Annotated in this window: 28 protein-coding genes; 17 read left to right on the top strand and 11 right to left on the bottom strand. The window is 69.8% G+C overall.

Features of this window, described 5'->3' with window-relative positions:
* Positions 1-32: 32 nt before the first annotated feature.
* Positions 33-698, bottom strand: a complete 666-nt coding sequence (locus JT689_RS04175) for a hypothetical protein (RefSeq protein WP_010902481.1) — start codon at positions 696-698, stop codon at positions 33-35.
* 269 nt (positions 699-967) lie between these two features.
* On the opposite strand from JT689_RS04175, the gene JT689_RS04180 reads away from it, so the two are divergent.
* The 3 genes from JT689_RS04180 (at position 968) to JT689_RS04190 (ending at position 4,232) form a co-directional block, all read left to right on the top strand.
* Complete coding sequence (locus tag JT689_RS04180; RefSeq protein ID WP_205251611.1) at positions 968-3,541, top strand: heavy metal translocating P-type ATPase; 2,574 nt, start codon at positions 968-970, stop codon at positions 3,539-3,541.
* 61 nt (positions 3,542-3,602) lie between these two features.
* The gene (locus JT689_RS04185; protein ID WP_010902483.1) at positions 3,603-3,809 is read left to right on the top strand and encodes a heavy-metal-associated domain-containing protein; all 207 of its coding nucleotides are present in this window, start codon (positions 3,603-3,605) and stop codon (positions 3,807-3,809) included.
* A gap of 138 nt (positions 3,810-3,947) precedes the next feature.
* Positions 3,948-4,232 (top strand): helix-turn-helix domain-containing protein, encoded by a 285-nt coding sequence (locus JT689_RS04190; protein WP_010902484.1) that lies wholly within the window; start codon positions 3,948-3,950, stop codon positions 4,230-4,232.
* A gap of 3 nt (positions 4,233-4,235) precedes the next feature.
* Here JT689_RS04190 and JT689_RS04195 read toward each other — a convergent pair whose 3' ends face one another.
* Both JT689_RS04195 and JT689_RS04200 read right to left on the bottom strand, forming a co-directional pair.
* Positions 4,236-4,607 (bottom strand): helix-turn-helix domain-containing protein, encoded by a 372-nt coding sequence (locus JT689_RS04195; protein ID WP_010902485.1) that lies wholly within the window; start codon positions 4,605-4,607, stop codon positions 4,236-4,238.
* An 85-nt stretch (positions 4,608-4,692) separates the two neighbouring features.
* On the bottom strand, positions 4,693-6,204 hold the full coding sequence (locus JT689_RS04200) for a cryptochrome/photolyase family protein (protein ID WP_010902486.1): 1,512 nt from the start codon (positions 6,202-6,204) through the stop codon (positions 4,693-4,695).
* Positions 6,205-6,338: 134 nt separating this feature from the next.
* Here JT689_RS04200 and JT689_RS04205 point away from each other — a divergent pair, with 134 nt between their 5' ends.
* The 6 genes from JT689_RS04205 (at position 6,339) to thiC (ending at position 11,616) form a co-directional block, all read left to right on the top strand.
* Complete coding sequence (locus JT689_RS04205) at positions 6,339-6,977, top strand: uracil-DNA glycosylase family protein (protein ID WP_012289213.1); 639 nt, start codon at positions 6,339-6,341, stop codon at positions 6,975-6,977.
* Positions 6,978-7,049: 72 nt separating this feature from the next.
* Positions 7,050-7,586 carry a hypothetical protein gene (locus JT689_RS04210; RefSeq protein ID WP_227970915.1) on the top strand — a complete coding sequence of 179 codons (537 nt, stop codon included), beginning with the start codon at positions 7,050-7,052 and terminating at the stop codon, positions 7,584-7,586.
* Between the two features lie 160 nt (positions 7,587-7,746).
* Positions 7,747-8,706 carry an MBL fold metallo-hydrolase gene (locus JT689_RS04215; RefSeq protein WP_049892492.1) on the top strand — a complete coding sequence of 320 codons (960 nt, stop codon included), beginning with the start codon at positions 7,747-7,749 and terminating at the stop codon, positions 8,704-8,706.
* A gap of 75 nt (positions 8,707-8,781) precedes the next feature.
* Complete coding sequence (locus tag JT689_RS04220; RefSeq protein ID WP_205251612.1) at positions 8,782-9,366, top strand: thioredoxin family protein; 585 nt, start codon at positions 8,782-8,784, stop codon at positions 9,364-9,366.
* Positions 9,367-9,412: 46 nt separating this feature from the next.
* The gene (locus JT689_RS04225; RefSeq protein WP_205251613.1) at positions 9,413-10,108 is read left to right on the top strand and encodes an O-methyltransferase; all 696 of its coding nucleotides are present in this window, start codon (positions 9,413-9,415) and stop codon (positions 10,106-10,108) included.
* Between the two features lie 77 nt (positions 10,109-10,185).
* Positions 10,186-11,616, top strand: a complete 1,431-nt coding sequence (thiC, locus tag JT689_RS04230; RefSeq protein WP_010902492.1) for a phosphomethylpyrimidine synthase ThiC — start codon at positions 10,186-10,188, stop codon at positions 11,614-11,616.
* On the opposite strand, the gene JT689_RS04235 is transcribed toward thiC, so the two are convergent.
* Positions 11,613-13,241, bottom strand: a complete 1,629-nt coding sequence (locus JT689_RS04235) for a PAS domain-containing sensor histidine kinase (RefSeq protein WP_205251614.1) — start codon at positions 13,239-13,241, stop codon at positions 11,613-11,615. The two genes, thiC and JT689_RS04235, sit on opposite strands and share 4 nt — an antisense overlap.
* Positions 13,242-13,334: 93 nt before the next feature.
* On the opposite strand from JT689_RS04235, the gene JT689_RS04240 reads away from it, so the two are divergent.
* Positions 13,335-13,661, top strand: coding sequence for a hypothetical protein (locus tag JT689_RS04240; protein WP_010902494.1), 327 nt, complete (start codon positions 13,335-13,337; stop codon positions 13,659-13,661).
* Between the two features lie 12 nt (positions 13,662-13,673).
* On the opposite strand, the gene JT689_RS04245 is transcribed toward JT689_RS04240, so the two are convergent.
* On the bottom strand, positions 13,674-14,351 hold the full coding sequence (locus tag JT689_RS04245) for a phosphoglycolate phosphatase (protein ID WP_205251615.1): 678 nt from the start codon (positions 14,349-14,351) through the stop codon (positions 13,674-13,676).
* Between the two features lie 96 nt (positions 14,352-14,447).
* Between JT689_RS04245 and JT689_RS04250 the strand changes: the two genes are divergently transcribed.
* Positions 14,448-15,245 carry an HAD-IIA family hydrolase gene (locus tag JT689_RS04250; protein ID WP_229373403.1) on the top strand — a complete coding sequence of 266 codons (798 nt, stop codon included), beginning with the start codon at positions 14,448-14,450 and terminating at the stop codon, positions 15,243-15,245.
* Between the two features lie 4 nt (positions 15,246-15,249).
* Here JT689_RS04250 and JT689_RS04255 read toward each other — a convergent pair whose 3' ends face one another.
* Positions 15,250-16,677, bottom strand: a complete 1,428-nt coding sequence (locus tag JT689_RS04255; RefSeq protein ID WP_049892494.1) for an MATE family efflux transporter — start codon at positions 16,675-16,677, stop codon at positions 15,250-15,252.
* An 87-nt stretch (positions 16,678-16,764) separates the two neighbouring features.
* Positions 16,765-17,874: a Xaa-Pro peptidase family protein gene (locus JT689_RS04260; RefSeq protein ID WP_205251616.1), complete on the bottom strand. Its 1,110-nt coding sequence runs from the start codon at positions 17,872-17,874 to the stop codon at positions 16,765-16,767.
* Positions 17,875-17,960: 86 nt separating this feature from the next.
* Between JT689_RS04260 and JT689_RS04265 the strand changes: the two genes are divergently transcribed.
* Positions 17,961-18,221, top strand: a complete 261-nt coding sequence (locus JT689_RS04265; RefSeq protein ID WP_010902499.1) for a hypothetical protein — start codon at positions 17,961-17,963, stop codon at positions 18,219-18,221.
* Between the two features lie 49 nt (positions 18,222-18,270).
* Complete coding sequence (locus tag JT689_RS04270) at positions 18,271-19,179, top strand: winged helix-turn-helix domain-containing protein (protein ID WP_205251617.1); 909 nt, start codon at positions 18,271-18,273, stop codon at positions 19,177-19,179.
* Between the two features lie 9 nt (positions 19,180-19,188).
* On the opposite strand, the gene JT689_RS04275 is transcribed toward JT689_RS04270, so the two are convergent.
* A complete protein-coding gene (locus tag JT689_RS04275; RefSeq protein WP_010902501.1) occupies positions 19,189-19,779 on the bottom strand; it encodes a TetR family transcriptional regulator C-terminal domain-containing protein in 591 nt (196 codons plus the stop codon).
* Between the two features lie 413 nt (positions 19,780-20,192).
* Here JT689_RS04275 and JT689_RS04280 point away from each other — a divergent pair, with 413 nt between their 5' ends.
* Both JT689_RS04280 and JT689_RS04285 read left to right on the top strand, forming a co-directional pair.
* A complete protein-coding gene (locus JT689_RS04280; protein ID WP_010902502.1) occupies positions 20,193-21,677 on the top strand; it encodes an MATE family efflux transporter in 1,485 nt (494 codons plus the stop codon).
* A 164-nt stretch (positions 21,678-21,841) separates the two neighbouring features.
* Positions 21,842-22,459 (top strand): DUF6663 family protein, encoded by a 618-nt coding sequence (locus JT689_RS04285; protein ID WP_010902503.1) that lies wholly within the window; start codon positions 21,842-21,844, stop codon positions 22,457-22,459.
* Here the strand turns inward: JT689_RS04285 and JT689_RS04290 are convergent.
* A complete protein-coding gene (locus JT689_RS04290) occupies positions 22,456-23,367 on the bottom strand; it encodes a 2-dehydropantoate 2-reductase (RefSeq protein ID WP_010902504.1) in 912 nt (303 codons plus the stop codon). The genes JT689_RS04285 and JT689_RS04290 overlap by 4 nt on opposite strands.
* Positions 23,368-23,452: 85 nt before the next feature.
* Here JT689_RS04290 and JT689_RS04295 point away from each other — a divergent pair, with 85 nt between their 5' ends.
* Positions 23,453-23,923 (top strand): carotenoid biosynthesis protein, encoded by a 471-nt coding sequence (locus tag JT689_RS04295; RefSeq protein WP_010902505.1) that lies wholly within the window; start codon positions 23,453-23,455, stop codon positions 23,921-23,923.
* On the opposite strand, the gene rtcA is transcribed toward JT689_RS04295, so the two are convergent.
* Positions 23,924-24,943 carry an RNA 3'-terminal phosphate cyclase gene (gene rtcA, locus JT689_RS04300; protein WP_012289214.1) on the bottom strand — a complete coding sequence of 340 codons (1,020 nt, stop codon included), beginning with the start codon at positions 24,941-24,943 and terminating at the stop codon, positions 23,924-23,926.
* Between the two features lie 82 nt (positions 24,944-25,025).
* On the opposite strand from rtcA, the gene JT689_RS04305 reads away from it, so the two are divergent.
* Positions 25,026-25,574, top strand: coding sequence for a DUF1684 domain-containing protein (locus JT689_RS04305; protein WP_229373404.1), 549 nt, complete (start codon positions 25,026-25,028; stop codon positions 25,572-25,574).
* Between the two features lie 35 nt (positions 25,575-25,609).
* On the opposite strand, the gene JT689_RS04310 is transcribed toward JT689_RS04305, so the two are convergent.
* Positions 25,610-26,587 (bottom strand): transcription initiation factor IIB, encoded by a 978-nt coding sequence (locus JT689_RS04310; protein WP_010902508.1) that lies wholly within the window; start codon positions 26,585-26,587, stop codon positions 25,610-25,612.
* Positions 26,588-26,761: the final 174 nt, after the last annotated feature.

A 26,761-nucleotide genomic window follows, 5' to 3' on the forward strand; every position in this document is an offset into this window, starting at 1 on the left:
GCGGTCGGCCGTCCCGAAGAACACGATCCCGCTCACTGGCGGACGCCCGCCACGGGCAGCCAGTCCGTCGGCGCGTCGGCGAGCCCGCGCAGCCGCACCTCCTGGGTGCCGTCGTGCAGCCGCACCTCGAGCACGCCGTCGAACAGCTGGCTGAGCGTGGTGATCGTCTGGTCGTCCTGGCTCTCCGGGTCGATGGCGAACACCCCCAGCCAGCCCTGGCTCTGGATCTGGCTGGTGAACACGTGCAGGAACCGGAACAGCCGCTGAACGTCGACGTACATCAACACCGGCGACAGCGAGTCGAACCCCACGCGAAGCCGGTCGACGCCGGCGGCCTCGGCGGCCTCCGCGACGCCCGAGAACTCGATGCCGATCCCCGTGAGGTCGCTGGGCGAAGACACGTGATGGACGCCCGGTGCCGGCGACGCGCTCCCGGACTGCGTGCTCACGCAGTCGATGACGTGGCGGAACGCGCTGTCCCCGCCGCGGATGGCCTCGTAGTCGTCGATGACCGTCTCTGCGGGGTCCGTCGACGTTGTCAGGACCGCCCCCTCGCCGTCGGGCTCGCCGCGCGCAACGAGCTCGAACAGGAGCGTGCGCGTGCCGGACATCGCCGGCCCACTGACCAAGAGGTTCGTTCCGTCGTCGATCTCTTGGGGGAGCGGACGCGGGAGCACGCCAGTGGCATCGTACGGCATCCTTGTAGTTCGCCGAGTCAGTGTTCGGCGCTGTCACTCTCTCCGACCCGGAGCCACATAAGTATGCGCCACATGCCAGCCCAGCGACCTGATGTCTCGCTGCCGTTCCACAGTGACGGCCCCTGACAGCCGCGGCGAGCCAGCCCCCGACTTCGTCCGCCGCCCGGGGTGGCTCGGGCGAGCGCTTTCGAATCAAAAGTACTGGCGGGCGATTCACCGAACAGTCGAAGGGAGAAACCGCTTGAATCGGGATGCCGTAGTCTTCAGTGATGACGACCAGAACAGCGCGGATCGATGTCGGGGGGATGTCCTGTGCGAACTGCTCGGGCACCGTCGAGGACGCCGTGGGCGCGCTCGACGGCGTCACCGACGCGACCGCGAACTTCGCCACCGACGCCGCCACCGTCACCTACGATCCCACCGCCGCCGACCTGGCGGGCGTCTGTGCCGCGATCTCGGACGCCGGCTACACCCCGATCACGGCCGACACCACGATCCCGGTCCACGGGATGACCTGTGCGAACTGCGCGCAGACGATCGAAGACGCCGTCGCCGACGCCCCCGGCGTCCTGGACGTGTCCGCGAACTTCGCCACCGACGACGCACACCTCACGTACGTCCCCGCAGCGTTCGACCGGGACGCCGTCCACGCCGCCATCACCGACGCCGGCTACGACCCCATCGATGCCGACTCCGACACCGGTGCCAGCACCCAGACCGCCGCCGACGAGGCCCGGGACGCGGAGCAGCGACGACAACGCATCCGCCTGGCGTTCGGCGCGGTGCTGTCGGCGCCGCTCCTGTTTTTCGTCGCCGACACCTTCCTGTTCGGGGGCGCTGTCGTTCCCGACAGCTTCACCGTTGGCGGCCTCACGATCCCGTTCGGGTGGGCGGAGTTCGCACTGGCGACCCCCGTCTACGTCGTCCTGGGGCGGTCGTTCCTCAGCAACTCGTATGCGGCGCTCGTGCGCAACGGCACCGCGAACATGGACGTCCTCGTGGCGCTGGGGTCGACGACCGCGTACGTGTACTCGCTCGCGTCGCTGCTCGGCGTCCTGGCCGGCGGCGGCCTCTACTTCGACACGGCGGCGCTCATCCTCGTGTTCATCACGCTCGGGAACTACCTCGAAGCCCGCTCGAAGAGCCAAGCCAGCGACGCCCTCCGGGAGCTCCTGGAGATGGAGGCCAACACCGCGCGCCTCGTCGACGCCGACGGCGAGACACGCGAGATCCCCGCCGACGACGTTGAGGTCGGCGACCGCCTGAAAGTCAAACCGGGCGAGCAGATTCCGACCGACGGCGTCGTGGTGTCCGGGGAGTCCGCGGTCGACGAATCCATGGTCACCGGCGAGTCCGTGCCCGTGTCCAAGGCCCCCGGCGACGACGTTGTCGGCGCCACGATCAACGAGAACGGCGTGCTCGTCGTGCAGGCCACGAAGGTGGGGGCGGACACCGCGATCCAGCAGATCGTCACCACGGTTCGGGACGCCCAGTCCCGCCAGCCGGACATCCAACGCCTGGCCGACCGCATCAGCGCGTACTTCGTCCCCGCGGTCATCGCCAACGCCGTCTTCTGGGGGGCGGTATGGTGGTTCGCCCCCGGGCTGCTGGCTGACGTGGTGTCGGCGCTTCCGCTGTGGGGGCTCGTCAGCGGCGGCCCGGCGGCCGTCGGCACCGGCGAGTTCGCCGTCGTCGTGTTCGCGTCCGCAGTCCTCATCGCGTGCCCGTGTGCGCTCGGGCTCGCGACGCCGGCCGCGACGATGATCGGCACGAGCATCGGCGCGAAACACGGCGTGCTCTTCCAGGGCGGCGATGTCCTGGAGCGCGTGACCGAGTTGGACGCGGTCGTGTTCGACAAGACCGGCACTCTGACGACCGGCGCGATGGAGCTCACGGACGTCGAGGCCGTCGCCGCCGTCCCCGACGGCGGCACCGCCACCCGGAGCGACGCCGCTGTCGACGAGGACGCCGTGCTCCGGCTGGCCGCCGCCGCCGAGTCCAACAGCGAGCACCCGCTCGGGACCGCCATCGTCGCGGGCGCCGAGGACCGCGGCCTCGACGTTCCCGCAGTCGATGCCTTCGAGAACGTCCCCGGCAAAGGCATCGTCGCGACCGTCGACGGTCGCCGCGTCCGCGTGGGGAACCGCGCGCTCCTCACGAGCGCGGACATCGACCCGGCGCCCGCCGCCGACGCCATGGAACGCCTCGAACGCGAGGGGAAGACCGCGATGCTGGTTGCCGTCGACGACCGGGTTGCCGGTGTCGTCGCGGACGCCGACACGGTCAAGCCCGAGGCAGCCGCCACCGTCGACGCCCTCCAGGATCGCGGCCTCGACGTGCACATGATCACGGGCGACAACGAACGCACCGCGCGCGCGGTCGCCGCCGACGTGGGGGTCTCGCCCGAGCACGTTCGGGCGGGCGTGCTCCCCGGGGAGAAAGCCGACGCCGTCGACGCCATCCAGGCGGGCGACGCCGACGCCATGATGGTCGGGGACGGTGTCAACGACGCCCCCGCGCTCGCCACCGCGCACGTCGGCGCCGCGATCGGATCGGGCACCGATGTGGCGATCGAGGCGGCGGACGTGACGTTGATGCGCGACGACCCCGCGGACGTGATCCAAGCCATCCGCATCGGCGAGGGCACGCTCGCGAAGATCAAACAGAACCTCTTCTGGGCGCTGGGCTACAACACCGCGATGATCCCGCTGGCCTCGCTGGGGCTGCTTCAGCCGGTGTTGGCGGCCGGCGCGATGGCGGTGTCGAGTGTCAGCGTGCTCACCAACAGCCTGCTCTTCGGCAGGTACACGCCCGACGAGGATTACTCGCTGCTCGGTCGCTAGCCGGGGTGTGGCGGCGCGAAGCCGCAAGACCCTAATCAGTTGATCGAGTAGCGCCGGTCGCATGCCAAAGACTCTCTCCATCGACGAGATGGGTTGTGAGGGCTGTGAAGACATCGTGGAGAACGCACTCGCAGGCGTGGCTGCGGTTTCCGACGTGGACGCCGACCACGAGAGCGGCACTGTGACCGTGGATGGAGACGCGACCGACGACGACCTGTTGCGGAGCGTCGAACTCGCCGGCTACGACGCCGAGCTGGCCGACGCATAGGGCCGCCAGTCACCGTTTGTGCCGCCGGGTTCGTCGGCGGCCACTCAACCCCCCGAAGACACCGGGTTACCGGCAGGTAACCGGCTCACACCGGCGTTACCGAGTGCCTAAGTGGCCGGCACCCCTGCATTGATACGAATGAGTTCAACTGACGAAACCGTCCAAGAGCTGCCGCCGAGTGCGAAGCTTGTACTGAAGGTTCTGGAGTACAACGGCGGACTGACCCAAAAGCAGATCGTGGAGAACTCCCGGCTCTCACAGCGCACCGTCCGCGACGCACTCGACCGACTGCAGGACGCCGATGTCGTCGAGAAGGACATCTACATCCCGGACGCCCGCCAGAACCTCTACCGACTGAAACTCGGGGACGAAGAGACCGCCGAGGACGACGCCGACAAGCCCGTTGAAGCCCTCCTCGACTAGCGCCTACACGACCGACGCTGCTTCTTCGTCGACCGGATCGAGGTGTTGGTGGCCCCATTCGGCCATCGACGACACCACGGGTTCGAGTGACTGACCGAGTTCGGTGAGTGCGTACTCGACGCGAACGGGTTTCTCGCTGACGATCGTTCGGGAGACGATCTGCTTGTCTTCGAGGTCGTCGAGGCTCTCGGAGAGCACCTTACTGGAGATGCCGTCGACCTCCTCCTGCAGCGCGTTGAACCCCAGGGGGCCCTCACTGAGGAGGCGGTGAATGATCACGGGATGCCATTTCTTCCCGACCAACGACGCCGTCGTGGTGATCGAGCACCAACTGTCACCGGGACACCACGCGGGCAGGCGATCCGTGTCTGTCATGTCAGCCGGTACGGCAGCCGGGATGTTAAGGCTACCTCACCACACTCAGTTACGCGTTCGTAACGGCGCTGTGCGCGGCGCTCGGCTACAGCCGGCCCGCGGCCACGCCCTCCCGGACGCGCTGTGCGCGCTCCCGGATCGCCGCCAGCTTGCCGGCGTCGCGTTTGCTGTCCAAATGCGAGTACACCAGCCCCATGCGGTGATTCGACCGCAGGGTGTCCTCGTGTGTCGCGAGGAAATCCCAGTAGAGGCTGTTGAACGGGCACGCGCGTTCGCCGACCGTGCTGTCGGGGTCGAACGCACAGTCGCTGCAGTGGTCGGTCATCTTGTCGATGTAGTTCGCCGACGACGCGTACGGCTTCGAGGTGAACGCGTCGGTCCCGAACGAGCCCATGCCCACCACGTTGGGCGTGACAACCCAATCGTAGGCGTCCACGAACCCGCCGTGGAACCACTCCGTGAGCGCCTGCGGGCGCGCGCCGTACGTCAGCGCGAAATTCGACAGCACCATCAGGCGCTCGATGTGGTGGGCGTAGCCGCGGTCGTAGACGCGCCCGGCCGCGGACCCCAGACACGCCATGTCGGTCGCCGTTGGCGTCCAGTACAGCGGCGGCAGGTCGCGGTCGGCCCCCAGCTGGTTCGCGGTCGCCAGCCCCGGCATCTGGTGGCGGTAGACGTGGCGCATGAACTCCCGCCAGCCGATGAGCTGGCGCACGAACCCCTCGATGGAGTTCAGCGGGATGTCGTCGCGCGACCGGTACGCGTCGAGCGCGGCGTCGGCGACCTCCTCGGGGTGGAGGAGGCCGATGTTCACCGCCGCGGACAACAGGCTGTGTTCGAGGTGCCAGTCGTCGGCGAGGACGGCGTCCTCGTAGGGGCCGAACCCCGCCAGCCGATCCGCGACGAACGACTCCAGGGCGCGCGTGGCCTGCTCGCGGGTCACCGGCCAGTCGAACCCGTCCGGGTCGCCCCAGGTGTCGAACTCCGTGGCGACCCAGTCGCGGACTGCCGGCACGTGCTCGTCGTACTCGAAGCCGCCGACCGACGGCGAGTCGTACTCCGCCGGGGGTGTCTCCTGGTTCTGGTCGTCGTAGCTCCAGTCGCCGCCTTCCGGGGTGTCGTCGTCGCGCATCAGATAGCCGGTTTCGCGGCGCATGTGGCGGTAGAACGGTCTGTGCTTGAACGGCGGCTCCGTCCCCATCCAGTCGTCGAACTGTGCGGGCGAGCAGCGGAACTGCGCGTTCGCCACCACGCGGAGGCTGCCACCGCGGGCAGCCACCAGCTCTCGGAGTCGGTCGGCCGTCCCGTGGTTCGCCGGCCGCTGCACGACCAGGTCGTCGCCCGGATGCGCGTCGAAGTACGCGTCCAGCCCCGCGCCGAACGTCTCGGCGCGCTCGTAGACGACGTCGACGCCGTCGTCGCGGAGTTCGTCCCGGAAATGCCGCATCGCTGCGAACACCATGCACAGCTTCTGGGGGTGGTAGCGCCGGCGGCGCGCGAGCGCCGCGGCCTCGATCAGCAACACGCGGTCGGGGTCGTCCGTGAGCGGCCCTGCGGTCCTGGTGAGCTGGTTCCCGAGCACCCAGACGGTTGTCATGGGCTGTCATAGTGGCGGCACGTGCATAGCCTTACTCCCGCGGACCGGCGACCCGGACCGGCCCGCGAGCCGTGGATAGTGACGCCACACCGTGGCTCGCGGGGCTTAAGCCGGCCGGCCGACTACCCGGGGGCGTGCAGAACGTCACGGACCGAACGACCAACCCCTTCGACATGCAGCCACCGTGTGAATCGTTCGTTCCCGGGCACGGCGACGCCAACGCCGACATCCACGTCATCGGCGACCACCCCGGCGTCCACGGCGGCACCGACACGGGAACCCCGTTCACCGGCTCGGCGGCGGGCGACCGGCTCCGGAGCGCACTCCGGGACGCCGGCGTCCTCACGACGGCCGCCGACGACACGCCGCCCATCGACGACCCGGACAACAGCTTCTTCTCGTACCTCCACCCCTGCGTCCCCGAGGGCACCCCGACGCCGGCCGACTACCGGGAGCTGGAGCCGTTTTTCGACGCGGAGCTCCGCGCCATCACCGCCCACGTCCTCCTCCCGGTCGGCGAGCGCGCAACCACGCACGTCCTCGAAACGTGTACGGCGATCGACCCCGCGGACGCCAGCCTTGAGGACCGCCACGCCACGGAACTCCACGGCAGCGGCTGGCTGGTCGTCCCCTGCGTTCAGCCCGACGCCTGGAGCGCCGCCCAGGAAACCGCGTACGTCGAGGCGCTGCGTGCGGTCATGGCCACCGACTACCAGCGGCAGGCCGACCTCGGGCGGTTCCTCGTCGGCCCGGAGCCGTACACCGTTCGGTAGCGCCCCGACTCGCGGTGCAGCACCCGCTCGCGTTCCCACAGCTATATTGTCGGTGCGCGTATGGGTCCGGTCATGGGGTACGCAACCGCCCTCCAGACCCTCCGCAAGAACTACGGCCCCGGCACCGACCGTGGTGACGTCACCGCGGGCTACACTGCGATGATCGCCGCTGCCGTTGCGGCACTGCTGTACGTCGCCGCCGTCGCGGCCGTCCAGAAAACCATCATCCCGACCGGGTACGGCGGACTCGTTCCACAGTTCTTCGCCGAAATCAACACGTCGGATGCGACAGTCCTGGCAAGCAGCGGGCTCTTCGTCGCCGCCCCGGCAGCGTTCCTCATCGGCTTCGCCGGCTGGCGCGTGTTCCCGCCGCGACGGCGGATCACGGGAACGCTGCTCGGTGGCATCGGCGCACTCCTGGCGTATCTCGGTGGTTCGGCGCTCGGGGTGCTCGTGATCGGGGTGCTCAGCGTCGCTGGGTTCGCGACGTTCGACGTCACACTCCCACTGGTTTTCTTCTACGCCGGGTTCCGGCTCACGTGGTGGCTCACCGTTCCTGTCGGCTGCCTCGCCGGGTTCGTCATCGCGAGTCGCGGCACCCCTGCGTAGCACCGTCCACCGAACAGTCGGTGCTGACGGGCTGTCCACGGACGCTGCGGGACACGCGGCCGGCACAGCGCGCCCGTTCCCGCTGGAGACACCCGCAGTTCCGGATCGGTGTGGGAGCCAACGACACAGCTATATGAGCACGCACACGCTACCCTGTGTCGTGCATCAGTTCCAGTTGACGAACGCCGCCTTCGAGGGCCGGAACAGCGTCTACCTCCTCGGCGTCGGCGACGACGCCGCGCCGACAACGCTCGTTGACACCGGTATCGCCACACCGGCCGTCGAGGCGGAGCTTCGGACGGCGCTCGACGACCGCGGCACGTCGTTCGCCGCCATCGACCGGATCCTATTGACACACTGGCACCACGACCACGCCGGCCTCGCGGGCACGATCCAGGCCGACGGCGACGCCACCGTCTACGTCCACGAAGCGGACGCAGCCATGGTGGCGCAGGACGCCGACGCCGTCAGTGGGATGGCGGCCACGCAGGCGGCCTACCTCGACGAATGGGGGATGCCAGCCGACAAACAGGCCGAACTCAACGACTTCCTCGACACCCACGACGGCCTCCAGGGCCAACCGGCCGACGTGACGCCGCTGTCCGACGGGGACACCGTCCAGCTCGGCGGCCTCGACGCAGAGGTCGTCCATCTCCCCGGGCACGCCGCCGGCCTCGTGGCATACGTTGTCGAGCGCGACGGCCGCCGGGAGGCGTTCGTCGGCGACGCAATCCTCCCGAAGTACACCCCCAACGTCGGCGGCGCGGACGTGCGTGTCGAGCGCCCGCTCCAGCGGTACCGTGACAGCCTCCAGCGCATCGAGGCCCTCGACCTTGACCGGGCGTGGCCCGGCCACCGCGGCCCCGTTTTCGCGCCGGCGGCACGCGCCCGCGACATCGCCGCCCACCACGACGAGCGCACCGAGCGCGTCCTCGACGTGGTTCGTGCCCGCGGCCCCGTCTCGGCGTGGACCGTCAGCGACGCCCTGTTCGGCGAGTTGCACGACATCCACGTCCTCCACGGCCCGGGCGAGGCGTACGCCCACCTCGACGATCTCGTCCACGAGGGCGTGCTCGTCGAGTCCCAGCCCGGCGAGTACGCGCTCGCTGCGTCGGCCTGACTGTCCGGTAGCCCACACGGGTGGCGGGGCGCACACCCCCCGGCTATTTGATCGGCGCGCCCGACATCGCCGGCTATGGTGCAACTAGACTCCGAGCCGGAGCTGGAGGTGGGTGCTCCCGCCCCCGGGTTCTCGCTGCCCGGTGCCGACGGCGAAACACACTCGCTGGCGTCGTTCACCGACGTTGACGCGGTGGTCGTCGTGTTCACGTGCAACCACTGCCCGTACGCGAAGGCGAAAGTCGACACGCTCAACGCCATCGCCGCCGACTACGACCGCGTCGCGGTCGTCGGCATCAACCCCAACGACGCCGACGAGTATCCCGCGGACTCCATGGCGCGCATGCAGGCCCTCGTCGCGGACGGCACCATCCAGTACGACGCGTACCTGCGCGACGCCACCCAGGCCACCGCCCGGGCGTACGGTGCGACCTGCACCCCCGATCCGTTCCTGCTCCGCACCGCCGACACCGACGACGACGCCGCGTTCAGGGTCGCGTACCACGGCCGCCTCGACGACGCGCTCGCCCCCGACGAGGACCCGACGCGGGACGGCGGCGACATGCGGGACGCCATCGACGCCGTGCTCGCCGGCGATCCCGTCGAGACGGCGTTTCTGCCGGCCCGGGGCTGCTCGATCAAGTGGACGGACGGCGAGTGACGCGCGCCACCAACGCCTAACTGGCGGGCCGCCGTCACCGTGCCGCATGGGTCGACTCCTCGACACCGACATCACTGCACTGCTCACCGCCGGCCACGCCGAGCCGTCGCCGCTGCTGGCGGAGATGGCCGCCCACGGCGAGGACCGCTCGTTCCCGACGGTCGGCCCCGACGTCGGCCGGTTTCTGCGGGTGCTCGCGACGCTCAGCGACGCCGAACGGGTCTTCGAGTTCGGGTCCGGGTTCGGCTACTCGGCGGCGTGGATGCTGCCGGTGCTGCCGGCCGACGGGGAACTGGTGCTCACCGACCACGACAGCGACCGACTGGCGGACGCGCGGTCGTTTCTCGATCGGGCCGACGCCGACGCAACCGCCGTCTTCGAGGTTGGCGACGCGCTCGACACGATCACCGACTACGAGGGGCCGTTCGATGTCGTGTTCATCGACCACGACAAGGCGCGGTATCCGGCGGCCTTCGAGCACGCCGTGGACGTGCTCGCGCCGGGCGGACTGATCGTTGCCGACAACGTCATGGCCGGCCCGGTCACCGCGCCGGCGGTCACCGACGCGGTCCGGGACGGCGGCGGGGCGGCCGACGCCGCAACCGCGGGGGTCGCGGCGTACGTCCGGCGCGTTCGGGACGCGTCCGGCTTCGAGACGGCGCTGGTACCGTTGGGGGAGGGGATCGCGGTCAGCGCCGCCACCGACGACACGGAACCGCCTTCGGAGCCCACCGATGGGTGACACAGCCGGGTGGTGTGTTCCCGGTGACTCGCGTCGACCACGTGATTTTATTATCTAGTGGTATCACTAAGTAATTGATGTCAACACAGCTCCAACACGCCCGCGACGGAACCGTCACAGACGCGATGCGCCGCGTCGCAGACCGTGAAGGCCGCGATCCCGAAGTCGTCCGCGAGGCGGTCGCCGACGGCCACGCCGTCATCCCAGCCAACCACCACCACGACGCCCTCGACCCGATGATCATCGGTCGCGACTTCGCCACCAAGGTCAACGCGAACATCGGGAACAGCGACACCACCGGCGACATCGACGACGAGCTCGAAAAGCTCCACACCGCAGTCCACTACGGCGCCGACACCGTCATGGACCTCTCGACGGGGGAGAACCTCGACGGCATCCGCACGGCGAACATCGACAACTCGCCGGTTCCCGTGGGGACGGTGCCCATCTACGAGGCGGTGACCCGTGTCGAGGACGTCACCGACATCACGCCCGACCTCCTCATCGACGTCGTCGAGAAGCAGGCCAAGCAGGGCGTCGACTACATGACCCTGCACGCCGGCGTTCTGGCCGAACACCTCCCGCTCACCGACGACCGCACCACCGGCATCGTCTCCCGGGGCGGGTCGATCCTCTCGCAGTGGATGACCGAACACGGCGAACAGAACCCACTGTACACCCACTACGACGAGCTCTGTGAGATCCTGCAGGCCCACGACGTCACCATCTCGCTGGGCGACGGCCTACGCCCGGGGTCGGTCGCGGACGCCAGCGACGACGCCCAGTTCGCCGAACTCGACACCCTCGGAGAGCTCACCCGGCGCGCCTGGGACCACGGCGTCCAAGCGATGGTCGAAGGCCCCGGCCACGTCCCCATGGACCAGATCCGCGCCAACGTCGACCGCCAACAGGAGGTCTGCGACGGCGCCCCGTTCTACGTGCTGGGCCCGCTGGTGACCGACATCGCCCCCGGCTACGACCACATCACCAGCGCCATCGGTGCGACCGAGGCCGCGCGCGCCGGGGCCGCGATGCTCTGCTACGTCACGCCCAAAGAGCACCTCGGACTCCCCGACGCCGAGGACGTCCGCGACGGCATGGCCGCCTACCGGATCGCCGCCCACGCGGGCGACGTCGCCGCCGGCAAACCAGGTGCCCGCGACTGGGACGACGCGCTCTCGGAGGCGCGCTACAACTTCGACTGGAACCGCCAGTTCGACCTCGCGCTCGACCCCGAGCGCGCACAGGCGTTCCACGACCAGACGCTGCCCGGTGACAACTACAAGGACGCCCGCTTCTGTTCGATGTGTGGCGTGGACTTCTGTTCGATGCGCATCGACCAGGACGCCCGCGACGCCGGCGACGACGCCGACGACATGACCGAACTCACCACCGAGACGGACCTCAGCGAGTCGGCGGCCGCGGAAGTGAACCGACCGCCCACCGGCACCCACGACGCGCCCGCCGCCGAGCAGGCACCCAGCCCGGGCGACGATGACGACGACTAGCAGTCCGGCGTGAACTCCACGCCCCGGATCTCGAATCGGGCACCGCCATCGGGAGCGTCGGCGGCCGTCACCGTCCACCCGTGGGCGTTCACGACGGCGCGAACGATGCGCAGTCCGTAGCCACTCCCGCCGGCGCGCGTCGACAGCCCCGGCTCGAAGGCGGCCTCCGGATCGAGATCACCGAACCCCGGGCCGTCGTCGGTCACCACGAACCCAGCCCCGCCCGCATCGGGGTGTGGATCGACGCGCCGAACCGACACCGAGACGGTCTCGCCGCCGTGCTCGGCGGCGTTCCGGAACAGGTTCTCGAACACCGTGCGGAGGCGTTCCGGATCGGCCGCCAGCCGCACGTCGGCACCGATGTCGACGGTCAGGGTCGCCGCGTCCGGAAGCGCGGTTGCCGCCGCGTCGGCGGCCACCGACGCCACCGACACCGCCGCAGGATCACCGACAACGTCGCCCTGCGCCGCCAACTCGTGGACGCCCGCCACGAGATCGGTCATGCGGTCGATGGCGGCGTGCGCGTTCTCGATGGCGTCGCTCGCGCGGCCGTCAGTGTCCCCGGCGTCGAGATGCTCGGCAGCCAGATCGAGGTGCCCGCTGGCCGCGTTCAGCGGGCTGCGGAGGTCGTGGCTGACGACGCCCGCGAACTCCCCCAGCCGGTCGGCCTGCTGGGTGAGCTGGTCGCGCTCGCGGCGGTGTCTGAGCTCGCGCTCCAGCCAGTCCGCAAGCACCCCGACGAACGCCTCGTCGGCCGCCGTGATCGGCTCCGGATGGGCGTCCCGGTCGGCGAAACACACCGTCCCGTGCGTGGTGCCGTCCCGACGGATCTCCGCGCCGATGTAACACTCCAGGCCGAACACGTCGTAGGCGGTGTCGTCGGCGAACGCCGACGCACCGGCGTCCCGCACCACCGTCGGCGCGTCGTCGGCGATCGTCTCCCGACAGTACGTGTCCGCCAGCGCGGTCTGCTCGCCGGGCTGCAACAGCGGGTGGTCGCCGACGGAGACGCGAACGAACTGCGTCCCGGCGTCGATCTTCGTGTAGAACCCCTCCTCGAACCCGAGGTAGTCGGCGCCGACCGCAAGCGCCGTGCGAACGCGGTCGTCGAACGGCACCTGGTCGTCGGTGTCGGTGGCGGCGTACAGCGCCTGCACCGCGTCGAGCGCCGACTCGACGTCGGCCGCCGTCGACTCGCTGGCCGCCCGCCGACCGACGACCACGACCGCAAACGCGTGGTCGTGGTCGTCGATGCCGTCCACGGCGGGGGCCGGCATCGGCTGCAACTCCAGCTCGACCGTGGCCGTCCCACCGCCGCTCGTGCGGTGGGTCGCGGTGAACTGGCTTGCCTCCCCTTGGACGGCCGCCGCAACCTGCTCGCGGACCGCCGCCTGCACGTCCTGGTCGTGAGTGAACCACGGGGCCTGCCAGAAGAACGTCCCGACGAGGTCGCGTGCGTCCGCGCCGATCACGTCCCGCGCGGCCTCGTTGGCGTACTCGATCCGGCCGTCGGGGCCGACGACGCCCGCGTACCACGACTGGGGGCGGTACAGCAACGCCGCAAACTCCCGTACCAGCCGGCGTTCGTGCTCCGAGTGGCGATCCCCGACTGGCGCGTCGCTCATCAGGATTCGTGACTCAGGGCTTCCAGACGCCTAAATGTGGCCCTCAATGGGGGGACCCATGGGTTTTTGCTGAGCACACCACAACACGTGTGTATGGCTGCGCGTTCTCCGACGGGAGACGACGACACGACAGGCGCCGACTCGGCTGTGTTCGGCATCGCGACCGTCGACGAACACCTCCGGGACGCCGACGTGTCCTTCCCAGCGACCGGTGACGCCGTCGTTGCGGCGCTCGGCGACCCCGAGATCAAGGTCGGACCCACGGGCCACCGGATCGCACTCTCGGCCGCCGTCGAGGCGACCGATCGCAGCGAGTTCGACACGCGTCGCGCGTTCCTCGACGCGCTCTACGACGAGTTCGAGCGCGAGCGCACCCAGACCGACGGCATCATGGACTGGCTGCGGTCGCTGTTCTCCTGACCGGCGTCGCCGCTACGAGCGGATCCGGTCGACGGCCGCCAGGAAGCCGTCGCCGTGCGTCTCGGACAGCACTGTCTCGGCCGCGCCTTTCGCGTGGTCGTCGGCGTTCCCGACGGCGTACGACTCCCCCACGGCTTCGAACAGCTCGACGTCGTTCGCGGAGTCCCCGACAGCCGCGAAGTCGCCGGCCGACACGCCCAGCCGGTCCGCGACCGCGGGCAACGCGTTGCCCTTGCTCATCGACTCGGGTTTGACGTGGTACGCGAACCCGGTGTCGACGACGTGGAGGCCGTGATCGGCGGCCAACGCCGACAGCACGTCCAGGGGTTGCTCGCGGCTCACGGCGAGCTCGGTCTCCCGCCATCGGTTCGTGAGGTCCGCGTCCCCCCAGCCGATGTCGTGGCCGGCGTCCTCGAACGCCGCCGCGACCTGTTCGACCGCCCGGCTGTCACCGAACTGCAGCAGCTCGTCGCCGACGTACGCGACGCCGCCGTTCTCCGCGATCACGCGCTCGGCGATGCCCGCGAACTGGCAGAGCGCGACCGCGTACGGCAGTGCCTTGCCCGTCGCGACGACGACCGGTCCATCCCACCCACGAAGCACGTCCAGCACGCGGCCGTCGATGGAGCGATCGGCGCGACTCAGCGTGCCATCGATGTCGACCGCAAGCGGCGGGTCGGCGGTGTCCATACCGGCCGTCAGGGACGGCGCGCGTAAATGCCGTGTCCTTCCCACCGGTCGGGAGCCGGAGCAGCCCTTTTTGCGCCACCGCCCCGAGTAGCAGGCGTGTCAGACGAAGCCGCTGACGGCGTTCTGTTCGACCTCGACGGAACGATCTACGTGGGCGACGCCCTGGTGCCGGGGGCCGCGGCGGCGGTCGACGGGCTGCGGGCCGCCGGGGTCGGCGTGGGGTTCCTCTCGAACAAGGCGATCGAGCGCCGCGACGCGTTCGCGTCGAAACTCGACGGGCTCGGGGTGCCGGCCGACGAGTCCGCGATCCTCAACGCCGCGTCCATCGCGGCGTCCTACCTGGCGCGCGCCCACCCCGGGGAGTCGGTGTTCGTCGTCGGCGAGCCGCCGCTGTTCGAGGAGCTCGCCGCCCACGGCGTCGCCACCACCACAGACCCCGGTCGCGCCGACGTTCTGCTGGTGTCGATGGACCACGACTTCGATTACGACACCCTCACCGACGCGTTCAACGCGGTCGACGAGGGGACGCCGTTCCTGGCGACGAACCCCGACCGGACGTGTCCCGTCGCCGGCGGCGAGGTTCCGGACTGCGCGTCGATGGTCGGTGCCATCGAGGGCGCTACCGGGCGGTCCCTCGATCGGGTGTTGGGGAAACCGTCGCCGGTCGCCGTCGAGGCCGCGACGGACCTGCTCGGCGTCCCGCTGGCCCGGTGTGTGATGGTCGGCGACCGCATCGAGACGGACATCGAGATGGGGAACCGCGCCGGCATGACGACCGTCCTGGTGCTGTCCGGGGTCACGGACGACGCCGCGCTGGCGGCGAGCGACGTCGAGCCCGATCACGTCATCGACTCGGTGTCGGACCTCGACACCGTGCTGCCGGCGCTCACGTGAGCGCTCAGTCCGCCGCGTCCGGCCGGTACTCGCGGCTGATCGCCTTCCACTTGCCCGACCGGAACCGGAGGTAGTTGACCACCGCGGGCACGCACGTCTCCGAGAACAACGAGAGGTAGATGCCGTACAGCCCGAGCGGCGTTGTCGCGCCGAGATACACCAGCGGCAGCGCGCCGAGCATCCCCACCGCCCGCGAGTAGAACGGCCACCGGGTGTCGCCCGTGGCGTCGAGCGCGCCCGCAACCGTCGCGCCGATCCCCTGGGGGATCACCGCGGCCGCCGCAACGTACACCATCGTCACGGCGATCGGGACGCTGGGGTCGCTCGCGGAGTCAACGAACACACCCACGATCTGGCCGGCGAACGCGCAGACGACGCCCGCGAACATGACGTACATCACCACGGAATACAGCGTGATCTCGCGGCCGTAGGCGGCCGCCGTGGACTCCCTGCCCTGCCCGAGCTCCTGGCCGACGAGGCTGGACGCCGCGAGCCCGAACCCCCAGCCGGGCGTGTTCATGATGCCGAACACGCGGCGCACGATGATGTACGCGGCGGCGACGGGCTGCCCGAACAGGCTCATGAACGCCAACAGCGGGAACCGCGCCAGCGTCCACACCGAGTTCCGGCCCACCACGGGCAGCCCGATGGTGACGATGTCCCAGCAGTCATCGCGCACCCAGTACGCGCCCCGCACCGAGACCGTCATGGGGAACGCGCCGACGGCCGGCAGGCGGCCACGCGACAGCCCCACGACGAACGCCGTGGTCACCACGACGTTGCTGAGCACGGTGCCCAGACCGGCACCCACGACACCCCACCCCAGGCCGAAGATGAACACGCCGTTGAGGCCGATGTTGGCGAGCGCGCCGCCGCCGCGCAGCACCATCGCGGTGTAGGCGTCGTCAGCGCCGATGAGCGCGCGGCTCCCGATGAGGTTCAGGCCCGCAAACGGCACCCCGAACGCGACCACGCGGAGGTAGTCCGCTCCGAAGGCGATCTCCGCCTGCCGGTCGGTCAACAGCCCGATCAGCGCGGCCGGATGCGAGTAGAACAGCACCGCGATCGGGAGCGTCGCAGCCACGGTGAGCGCGGCACTCGATCGCAGCGCTTGCCCGGCGTCCGCGATCTCGTCGGCGCTGAACCGCTGGGAGACCAACGCGATGGTGCCGGCTGCCAGCCCGCCGCCGATGCTGAACGCCGCCCCCCAGAACGGTCCCGCGTAGCCGACGCCCGTGATGGCCGCCGACCCCAGGGCGGCACCCACCATTGCGACGTCGGCCGCACTCTTCGACATCCTGCCGATGCCAGTGAGGATTCGCGGCCACGCCAACTCGGCGGTTCGCCGTGCGCGCGACTCGGAGATCAACCCGAGGCGCGCGATCGCGACGCCGACTGCCCGGAGCAGCCAGCTGAAGGGATTCGGGACCATGGATACAGGTGCTCGGCTTGCCCCGCTGAAAAACGTCTGCATCCCGGAACGCCGCGCCGCCGCGACCGACCACCCAGCCCCCGTGGCTCAGTCGACCCGCCAGCCGCGCGCGGTGTCCGTGAGCGGCTCGCAGCCGTCGGCGGTGACCACCACGAGGTCCTCGATGCGGACGCCGAACTCCCCCGGGCGGTAGACGCCGGGTTCGATGGAGAACACCATCCCCACATCGAGTTTGCGGTCGCTGTCAGCGACTATGAACGGGGCCTCGTGGACGTCGAGGCCGACCCCGTGGCCGGTCCGGTGCACGAACGCGTCGCCGTAGCCGGCGTCCGCGATGACGCGCCGCGCGGCGGCGTCGACCGCGCCCGCGGACACCCCGGGTTCGACCGCGTCCACGGCGGCCCGGTGGGCGTCCCGCACGACCTCGTGGACCGTCCGAAACGCCGCCGGTGGATCGCCCGCGAACACCACCGTCCGGGTCTGGTCGCTGGGGTAGCGGTCGACGACCGTGCCGAAATCACACACCACCGGGTCGCCCCGCTGGATCTCCCGGGCGTCGTGGGTGTGGTGTGGCTTCGCGCCGTTGGGACCGCTGCCGGCGATCACATCGAACGAGACGCCGGTGCCGCCGTGGGCGGCCAGCCGGTCGGCGATGAAGTCGGCGAGCTCGTGCTCGGTCATCCCGATGGCGTCCGCGCCGAGCCCGCGCACGTCTGCCATCGCGGCGTCGGCGGCCCCGCCCGCCCGCCGGAGCGCGTCCAGCTCGGCGTCGTCTTTGCGCACCCGCAGCGACCCGAGCACGGCGTCAGCCAACCCCCAAGTGGCGTCCGGCAGCGTGTCCCGCAGCAACTGCGTGAACTGCGCCCACATCGTGGGGTCAACGAGCAGCCGGCCGTCTGTCAGCCCGCGGTCGGCGGCGACGGCGCGCACCACCGCACTGGGGTCTTGACTGTCGGTGTACGTTCGGATGTCATCGACCCAGGTTTCCGCGGCGAGTTGCGTCTCGTACAGCGCCGGCGCGACGAACGCCGGCTCGCCGTCGGCCGGAACGACCAACACCAGCAGGCGCTCGGAGGGCGTCTCGCCGAAGCCGCTGAGGTAGTAGAGGTTCGGGCTCGGGAACAACACCGCGCCGGCCGCGCCGGCGTCCCGGATGGTTCGTTGGCAGTCCCGCGTCCGCGATTCGAAGTCGGGCATAGCTGGCAGTCGTCGCGCCCGCCCTTCAATCCCGGTGGGGCGGCGAGTGGCTACACTTTTCCGGGTGGTTGGCCAACGTTCGGCCGATGAGACGCAGGGGAGGTCCAGGGGATGTCGTCGCCAGACGACCGCTGTCGCTGGTCGGCGTGCTGTTCGTCGTGGCGGCGATCGCGCACGTCTGGTGGTGGACGGTCACGCCCGGTCCCGGGAGGACGTTCAGCACCGCGCTCGGCAGCGGCCAGTACGTCGCCGCGGCGTCGGCGCTGGCCACGTATCCGACGGCGCACCCGGCGTACGTCGCCGCCGCGATCGTCGGGGTGGCGCTCGTCGTCCGGGACGCCACCTAGTACGCCGTCCACCGGGAACGGTTATGAGCGTGGTCGCCCAAGCACGCCCATGAGTGGCTCCGAGCAGTCGCCCGATCCGGACACCCCACAGTCCGCCTCGTCGGCGACCCAAGACGACGACGGACTGGCCGCCGCTGATGCGTTCGCGCTTCTCGGGAACGAAACCCGCATCGACATCCTGCAGGCGCTGTGGCGCGCCCCCGAGCGCCCGGTGTCGTTCTCGGCGCTGCGCAAGCGCGTCGGGATGCGCGACTCCGCGCAGTTCAACTACCACCTCTCGAAGCTCACCGACCACTTCGTGCGGTCGACCGACGACGGCTACGAGTTCCAGTACGCCGGCGAGAAGGTCGTGCGCGCGATCCTCGCGGGCACGTTCACCGACCGCGTGTCCCTTTCGGTGCCGATCACGGGCACCTGCTTTGCGTGCGGGGACACACTCGTCGGCCAGTACGCCGACGAACGCCTCAGCGTCGAGTGTGCAGCGTGCACCACCACGTACGCCCGGTACGCGTTCCCGCCGGGGGGCCTCCGCAACCGCTCGGACGCCGAGGTCGCGGCGGCCTTCGATCAGCGCATCCGCCACCTCCACTGCCTGGCCGCCGACGGCGTCTGCCCCGAGTGCGGGGGCCGCATGACGACCACCCTGACCCCCGACGACGACTCCCGCCTCGACCTGAACGTGCGCGTCGACCACACCTGCCAGCAGTGCCAGCACACGCTGTCCTCCCCGGTCGGGCTGTCGCTGCTCGACGACGCCACGGTGGTCGCGTTCCACGCCGACCACGGGATCGACGTGACGAGCACGCCACACTGGACGCTCGGCTGGTGTGTGACCGACGACACCACCGCGTACGACCCTGACCGCGACCGCGCCACGGTCACCATCCGCCTCGACGACGAATCGCTGACCGTCACCCTCGACGGCAGCCTGTCGGTCGTCGACACCACCCGGGCGTGATCGCGGGGGCTACAGCAGGGTGGCGTCGACGTACTCGCTGGCGGTCCGCCTGCCGGCCGCCAGCGCCGACGGATCGCCGTGCACGACCGACCGGGTGCGCGCGCCGTCGACGATGGTCATGAGCGAGCGGGCGACGTGGTCGGCGTCGACGGCTTCGAAAGCGCCTTCGTCGATGCCGTGGCTGATGACCGACTTGAGCATGAACCGCGTGTACTCGTCGTTTTGCTGGAACCGCTCCCGGAACGGCTCGTTGTAGGGGGCCTGCGCGCGCATCTCCAGCAGCGCGACCGACAGCGCCTGGTTGGGCTGGGGGTCGACGAGCAGCTCGTCGAGCAGCAGTGACAGCCGCGTCTCGGGGGCCGTCGTTTCGACCGCGCGGATGGACGCGACGAACTCCTCCAGGAGGTAGTCGAGAAACGCCGCCAACAGCTCCTCTTTGGTGTCGTAGTAGTAGTGGACGGCGGCCGTCGACTTCCCGTATTCGTCGGCGATCCGTTTGATCGTCAGGTCGACGTAGCCGTGCTCGCGGAGCGCGCTGTACGTCGCCTGCATGAGCTCCGCTTCGGCTTCCGAGAACTCCCGGTTCGAGGGCGCCGCCATTACGGAACACTTACCGCAGAGTCAGATAACTGTTTTCACGCGCCGATTCCTATGCAGTCGAGTCCCATGGTATGGCGTTCACAGGGCGTGAGGCGGCCGTATTCAGAATATTCGGGTAGCCAAAGTCTTTTGACTGACCGGTTAGTACGTCCACTCGTCCACGGTATGTATACTGACTCCGTACTCCTGTCTGTACCTGCATCACTCACGCGACCCCGGACGCTGGCGGCCGCCTGGCCCCGTGGTGTCCGGTCACCCGCCGCCCCGACGGGCAGTGTCCCGGGGCCGCCGTCGAACCACCAGCCGGCACGGCGCACGCACCAGCCGGCAGGCGAGCGCGCGACAGCGCGACTGTGCCACACGCACAGCCCCGCCGCGTCACGTCCTGTACCCCGAACAGAGGCGGTCCGCTGATGGGACTGCGCAGCCAGCTCTCGAAGCTGTTCAGAGGGCCGGAGTCCTTCGATCTCACGTCCGGCCGCATCGGCAAGCCGCTGTTCTTCCTGGCGATGCCGATCGTCATCACGAACCTCTTCCAGACCGCGTACAACCTGGCGGACACCTTCTGGCTGGGCCAGTACAACACCGACGCGCTGGCCGCCATCAGCTTCGCGTTCCCGATGGTGTTCCTGCTCATCTCGCTGGGGATGGGGATCTCCGTCGCCGGCAGCGTCCTGGTCGCCCAGTACACGGGCGCCGGCAAGGACGAGCAAGCCGAGTACGCCGCCTCCCAGACGGTCACCTTCTCGGTGCTGGCGTCGCTGCTGTTGGGCGGCATCGGCTACTTCTTCGTCGAGGACTTCCTCTCGGTGGTTGGCGCGTCCGACGCGGTGCTGCGGCCCGCCACCAGCTACATGCAGGTGGTCGCGCTCGGCCTCGCAGCCATGTTCGGGTTCGCGGTGTTCATCGCGCTCATGCGGGGGTACGGCGACACCATCACACCCATGCTGGTGATGTTCGGCTCCGTCGTGTTGAACATCGTCCTCGACCCGTTCCTCATCTTCGGGTGGACCGTCGTCGAGAACGCGCCCCTCGTCGGCACGGTCTCGTTCCCCAGACTCGGCATCCAGGGCGCAGCCATCGCGACCGTGTTCTCGCGGGCGCTCGCGTTCGCCGTCGGCCTCGCGATCATGTTCCGGGGGACCCGGGGCGTCGAGATCAACGCCGCCGACATGCTCCCGGATCTCTCGTATCTCCGGCGGCTCGTCCGCATCGGCCTGCCGGCCTCCATCGAAGGCACGGGGCGCGCGCTCTCGATGAACCTGCTGTTGTTCATCGTCGCGACGTTCCCCGATCACATCGTCGCCGCCTACGGGATCGGCACCCGCGTGTTCTCCGTGGTGTTCCTGCCGGCGATCGCCATCGCCCGGGGCGTCGAAACCATGACCGGGCAGAACGTCGGCGCCGGCAAGCCGGACCGCGCCGCCCGCGCCGCGCGGCTCGCAGCCACCATGCTGTTCGGCGTGCTGTCGGTGCTCGGGCTGATCGTGTACTGGTACCCGGAGCCCATCGTCTCCGTGTTCGTCGGTGCCGGCCAGGAGAACAGCGCGCAGGTCATCGAGGCCGGCAGCCAGTTCCTCCGGTACGTCGCGCTCACGTTCGGTTTCATCGGGATCGCGCGCGCCTACACGGGGAGCTTCCGTGGCGCCGGCAAAACCATGGTCGCGGCCGCGATCTCCGTGATCACCCTGGGCGTCATCCGGTTCCCGCTGGCGTGGGCCACCATCGGCAGCCTGGGATCGGCCGGCATCTGGCTGTCGTTCGCCGTCTCGAACGTCATCGGGGCGATCATCGCGTACGCGTGGTATCGCCGGGGCACGTGGCGCGACACCGGCGTCGTGGACGCGACGACAGCCCAGGAGGACACGGGCGTCGAGCAGTCCGCACAAACCGACTGACGCGCCGCTCGACCGGACCTCGCCGCCAGTTGTAAACGCGGCGACATCTGCCGAGAGCACGCCCAGTTTATGTTTCACACCCGAATCGATCAGTGCGGCCGTCAGAGGCACGCCGGCGCGTGCGGACGAACGCCCTTTTCCCGCCGCCCGCGCTATCACCGCGCATGCAGACCACGACGGCCAGCCAGTACCGCGTGCTCGGCGACGCCCCCGACCGCGACGGCCTGCTCGTGCTGGATCGCGCCGACTACGAACCCCTCCGCGTCACCACCGGCGACGCCGAGGGCGCGCTCGACGACACGGTGGCGGCGCTCCGTCCCGGATACCTCGTGGACGCCACGCTGGCCTGGAACGACGGCGACGCCCGCTTCACCGACGTCGACATCCAACGGCGCACCCTACTGACGTTCGCCCGCGGCGTCTCCGGACTGTTCGAGGCCGCACTCGACACGATGGCCGACGCCCACGAGAACGGCGTGGGCGTGACCGGGCGGCCGACGTTCAACACGGACAACGAACCCAACGGCGCGGTGTACGCGTTCGCCCAGCAGCCCGGCGAGCGCGACATCTTCACGGAGATCAGAACCGGCCGGCTCCCCATCGAGCCGCTCGTCGACCGCCTCGACGAGGACGCCGCCGACGCCCACGAGGTGTTCGTGTTCGACCCACTGGACCACGAGTTCACCATCGTCTACCTGGTGGCGCACCGCGACTCCGTGCTCGCGGACACCGTCAGGGACACCTACGACTGCCCGCGCCCGCCGGAGACGGACCGCGACTAACCGTCCCGTTGGGCGAGCCGCACGAGATCAGCCAGCGTCCGAATCACGGGCACCGCGATGTCGTGGTCGCGAGCGCGCTCGACGACCGCCCCGTGCAGTGACTCGACCTCCGTTCGCGCGCCCCCCGCGAGGTCCTGGCGCATCGAGGACTCGTTGGACGCGGTGCGCGCCGCGACCTGCCGCGCCCGCTCGACGACGGACTCCGACACCGACACCCCCTCGGCCTCCGCCACCCGCACCCCCTCCGTGACCGCGCGCTCAAGCACCCGCTCACCCGGCGGGCACTCCACGAGCGCGCCGTTGTCCACGTCGGCGAGCGCCGTCGCCGCGTTGATCCCGACGTTCACGAGCACCTTCTCCCAGACCGCACGCTGGGGGGAGGCAGTCACCGTCGTCTCCATGCCGCCCGTCGAGAACGCCGCCGCAACCGACGCGACGCGGGCGTCGTTCGCGCCGCGATACCGCCCGATGGTGGTCTCACCGCCGCCGGCGTGACGGACCACCCCCGGCTCCGTGCGCGCCGCACCGTGGGTGGTCGTCCCCACCAGCACCGTGTCCGCCGGCACGTGCTCGGCGAGCACGGCGGCGTTCCCCAGCCCGTTCTGGAGTGTCAACACCATCGCGCCGTCGCACTGCCGGCCGAGCGCCCGCGCCGCCGACGCGGTGTCGTAACTCTTCACGCACACCACAACGAGATCCGCGTCCGCAACCACCGACGGATCGGTCGCCACACTGGGCCGTGTCACCCTCGTGGTGCCGTCCGGCTGCACGACCCGCAGCCCGTCCTCCCGGACCCGAGTGAGGTGCTCGCTTTGGTGTCCGAGCAGCGTCACCGCGGTCTCGCCGCCAGCCAACACGCCACCAACCAGCGACCCCAGAGAGCCGGGTCCTTGCACAACAACGCGCATGTCACAACGCTTCCCACGCGGGCACAAATAGCTGTCCGGTCGCCGCCACCGACCGGTTTTTACCGCTGGCCACCCCGGTCCCGGTATGCTGACCGCGCGCCGCTTCGTCCGCGTCGTCGCCGTGGTGTGGCTGGCTGCACTCGCCTCCGCGGTTCTCACGTGGCCGCCCGCAGCGACCGCCGCGCTGTTCGGTGGCGGCGCGGCGATCGCGTTCCTCGCCGAACGCGTCGTCATCCGGGCCGGCTGGCTGACCCACCACATCGACCCCGCGATCCGCGGCGTCCCCCTGTACGCTCTGGCCGGCTGGACCGCCGTCGTGTACGCCGCGGCCCGTGTCGCGCTGCTCGTGACCGCCGGGTGGACGGCCGTCGCGACCGCAGCCGTCTTGGCGGCCGCGTTCGACGCCGTCACCGACCCGATCGGGGTTGCCAGCGACTACTGGACGTACCGTACCGCACTCGGCGGCCCGCAGTACTGTGGCGTGCCGTGGTGGAACACCGCTGGCTGGCTGGCGGTCGCCGCCGCCACCGCGGCACCCGCGGTTATGCTCCAGTGATCACGCCGACAACACGACCGCGCCGTCGTCGGTGTGCTCGATGTCGATGTCGTAGTCGAACTCCGCCAGCAGGTCGACACACGTTTCGATGTGCGTGGTCACCTCGGGCGCTCGCACTTCGCCGCCAGCCACGGCCACCACCGGCACGAGCTGGTCGGCGAGGTGGCTGTCGACCGCGCCGGGCCCCGACTCGAACGCCGCGAGCGCGTCGGCGGCGTTCTCGCCGACGGCGTCGGCGCTCACGCCACGCTCGCCGAGCGCCGCGAAGCCGGCCCGCGAGTGTTCGTACTCGGCGGCCAGCACGACCGCCGACCCCGCCGAGTCGGCGTCGGTGTAGGCGATCTCGTGGGCGGCGTCCGGGGCGGCTGCCGTGGCCTGCTGCTCGGCCACCTCGTCGTCGGCCAGCGACGACTCCGCAACCGAGTACGCCGTCAGCGCCTCGCGGTCGCCGCGCTCGGTGAGGGTGATCGGCGTCGGCGTGGACGGCTCGACCGTGAGCGTCGCCTCGCCGCCGCCGCGCGGATAGAACCCGCGGCGGTCGACGGACACGGTGGCGTCGATCCCGTGCTCGCGCAGCAGCGGCAGTTTGACGTGCTGGAAGTAGTCCATCGGCGGCGCCCACTTCGCGTCCGTCCCACCGGTCAGGGTCGCAGTTATGGGCTCGTCGAGCGCGCCCGCAAGCGGCAGCAACGAGTCGAACACCAGCGGGATGCTGCCTGCGGTGCCGACCTCCACGCTCGTTGTCCCGCCGAGCGTCGGCTCCTCGTCGTCGTCGGCCTCCTCGGCAGCGACCTCCGGCTCGAAGCTGAACGCTTCCGATCCCACTTCGACGCCGTCCGTTGCCGCATCACAGATGTCGGCGACAGCGTTCACGGCGGCACAATGCTGGGCCTGCAGGCCAGGGTTCGATCGTGCGCGCCGCACGTACCGCATCCGGAAGGACTCTCCGGAGACCGCCGCACACGTTAATGCTGTGCGGACGAGCTGACCGCCACCGGAACTCCCGTCGAGAACGTGCATACGTACACCACGAACTGGATCAGTCAAAAGGGTGTCCGTCCGTCCCGCCACCGTTAGGGTGATGTCGCCGATACCACTGCCTGTGACCGACACTGACGACGCATGGCGGGCTCGCATCGCGGCCCACCGCGCGGACAAAGACGAGTTCCTGGCCACGCACGACCAGTCACCGATCCCGCCGGCCGACCGCGGGGCCTTCGACGGCCTCCGATACTTCGACATCGACGCGTCGCTCCGGGTGGCCGCGCGATACCAGCCCGCCCGCGACCCCGAGGCGGTCGAACTGGAGACAACGCGTGGCCCGCCCGCGGAGTACACGCGTGCCGCCGTCCTCGGCTTCGACCTCGGGGACAGCCACCACACGCTCACCGCGTTCTGTGTCGAGGGTGAGTCGTCGCTGTTCGTCCCGTTCACCGACGAGACCACCGACGACGGGCGCACCTACGAGCACGGCCGCTACCTGGACGTCGACCCCGCCGGGGCCGATGGTGGCGACGAGGTCGCCCTGGATTTCAACCTGGCGTACAACCCGTTTTGCGCGTACGGGGGGTCGTTCTCGTGTGCGCTGCCGCCCGCGGACAATCACGTTCCGGCGGCGATCACGGCCGGGGAGCGCGTCGACGCCGACTGAATCGGCGGTCCACGGGACGCGGAAAACAGGCGGCGTCAGGCGGCTGCTTCGGTGGCTTCCAGCAGCTCCTGGTAGCGGTTGCGGATGGTGACCTCGCTGACGTCGGTCACCTCGCTGACCTCGCTTTGGGTGACCTTGTGGTTGGTGAGGAGGCTGGACGCGTAGATCGCCGCGGCGGCCAGTCCGACCGGCGACTTGCCGCTGGTGACGCCGTCGGCCTGGGCGTTGGAGATGAGTTCTCGGGACCGCCGCTCGACCTCGTCGGGGAGGTCGAGGTCGCTTGCGAACCGCGGCACGTACTGCGCGGGGTCGGCGGGCGCGACTTCGAGGCTGAGCTCCCGGACGATGTAGCGGTACGTGCGCTTGAACTCCATCTCGTCGATGCGGCTGACGTTCGCCACCTCGTCGATGGAGCGTGGCGTGCTGAGCTGGCGCGCGGACGCGTACAGGGCGGCGGTGGCGACGCCCTCGATGGAGCGCCCGGGCAGCAGGTCCTCGCTGAGCGCGCGGCGGTAGATCACCGACGCGGTCTCCCGGACCTCCTTGGGCAGCCCGAGTGCGGAGGCCATGCGCTCGATCTCACCGAGCGCCTGCTTGAGGTTGCGTTCCTTGCTGTTGCGGGTGCGGAAGCGCTCGTTCCACTTGCGCAGGCGCTGCATCTTCTGGCGCTGGTTGCTGGAGAGACTGTTCCCGTAGGCGTCCTTGTCCTGCCAGCCGATGTTCGTGGACAACCCCTTGTCGTGCATCATGTTCGTGGTCGGGGCGCCCACGCGGGATTTCTCGTCTTTCTCCGTGGAGTTGAACGCGCGCCACTCGGGGCCGCGGTCGATGCCGTTCTCCTCGACGACGAGCCCGCAGTCGACACAGACCGACTCGCCGTGCTCCTCGTCGTCGATGACCTGCCCGCCACACTCCGGGCAGGTCAGGACGTCTTCGTCGGGGGTCGATACTGTCTCGTCGTTGTCTGTCTGGCGCTGGTCGCTGCTGTATGTTCTGATTGTACTGTCACTCATTATGTTGGAAGTGCCGGGAGATGGCGCTGGTGCGCCCGGCTTGTCGTGAATCAAAGTAAGAGCGACAAGTACTTAAATGTTTCCCAGAAATGTGCGTTTCTTGGGAAACCGTATCGGCGTAGGAAACGGTTATCACGGCCACTGACTGGTGCTTTGGGGTAACCAAAACGTTAC

This window comes from Halobacterium sp. GSL-19, from assembly GCF_016917855.1.
GTDB lineage: Archaea > Halobacteriota > Halobacteria > Halobacteriales > Halobacteriaceae > Halobacterium > Halobacterium salinarum.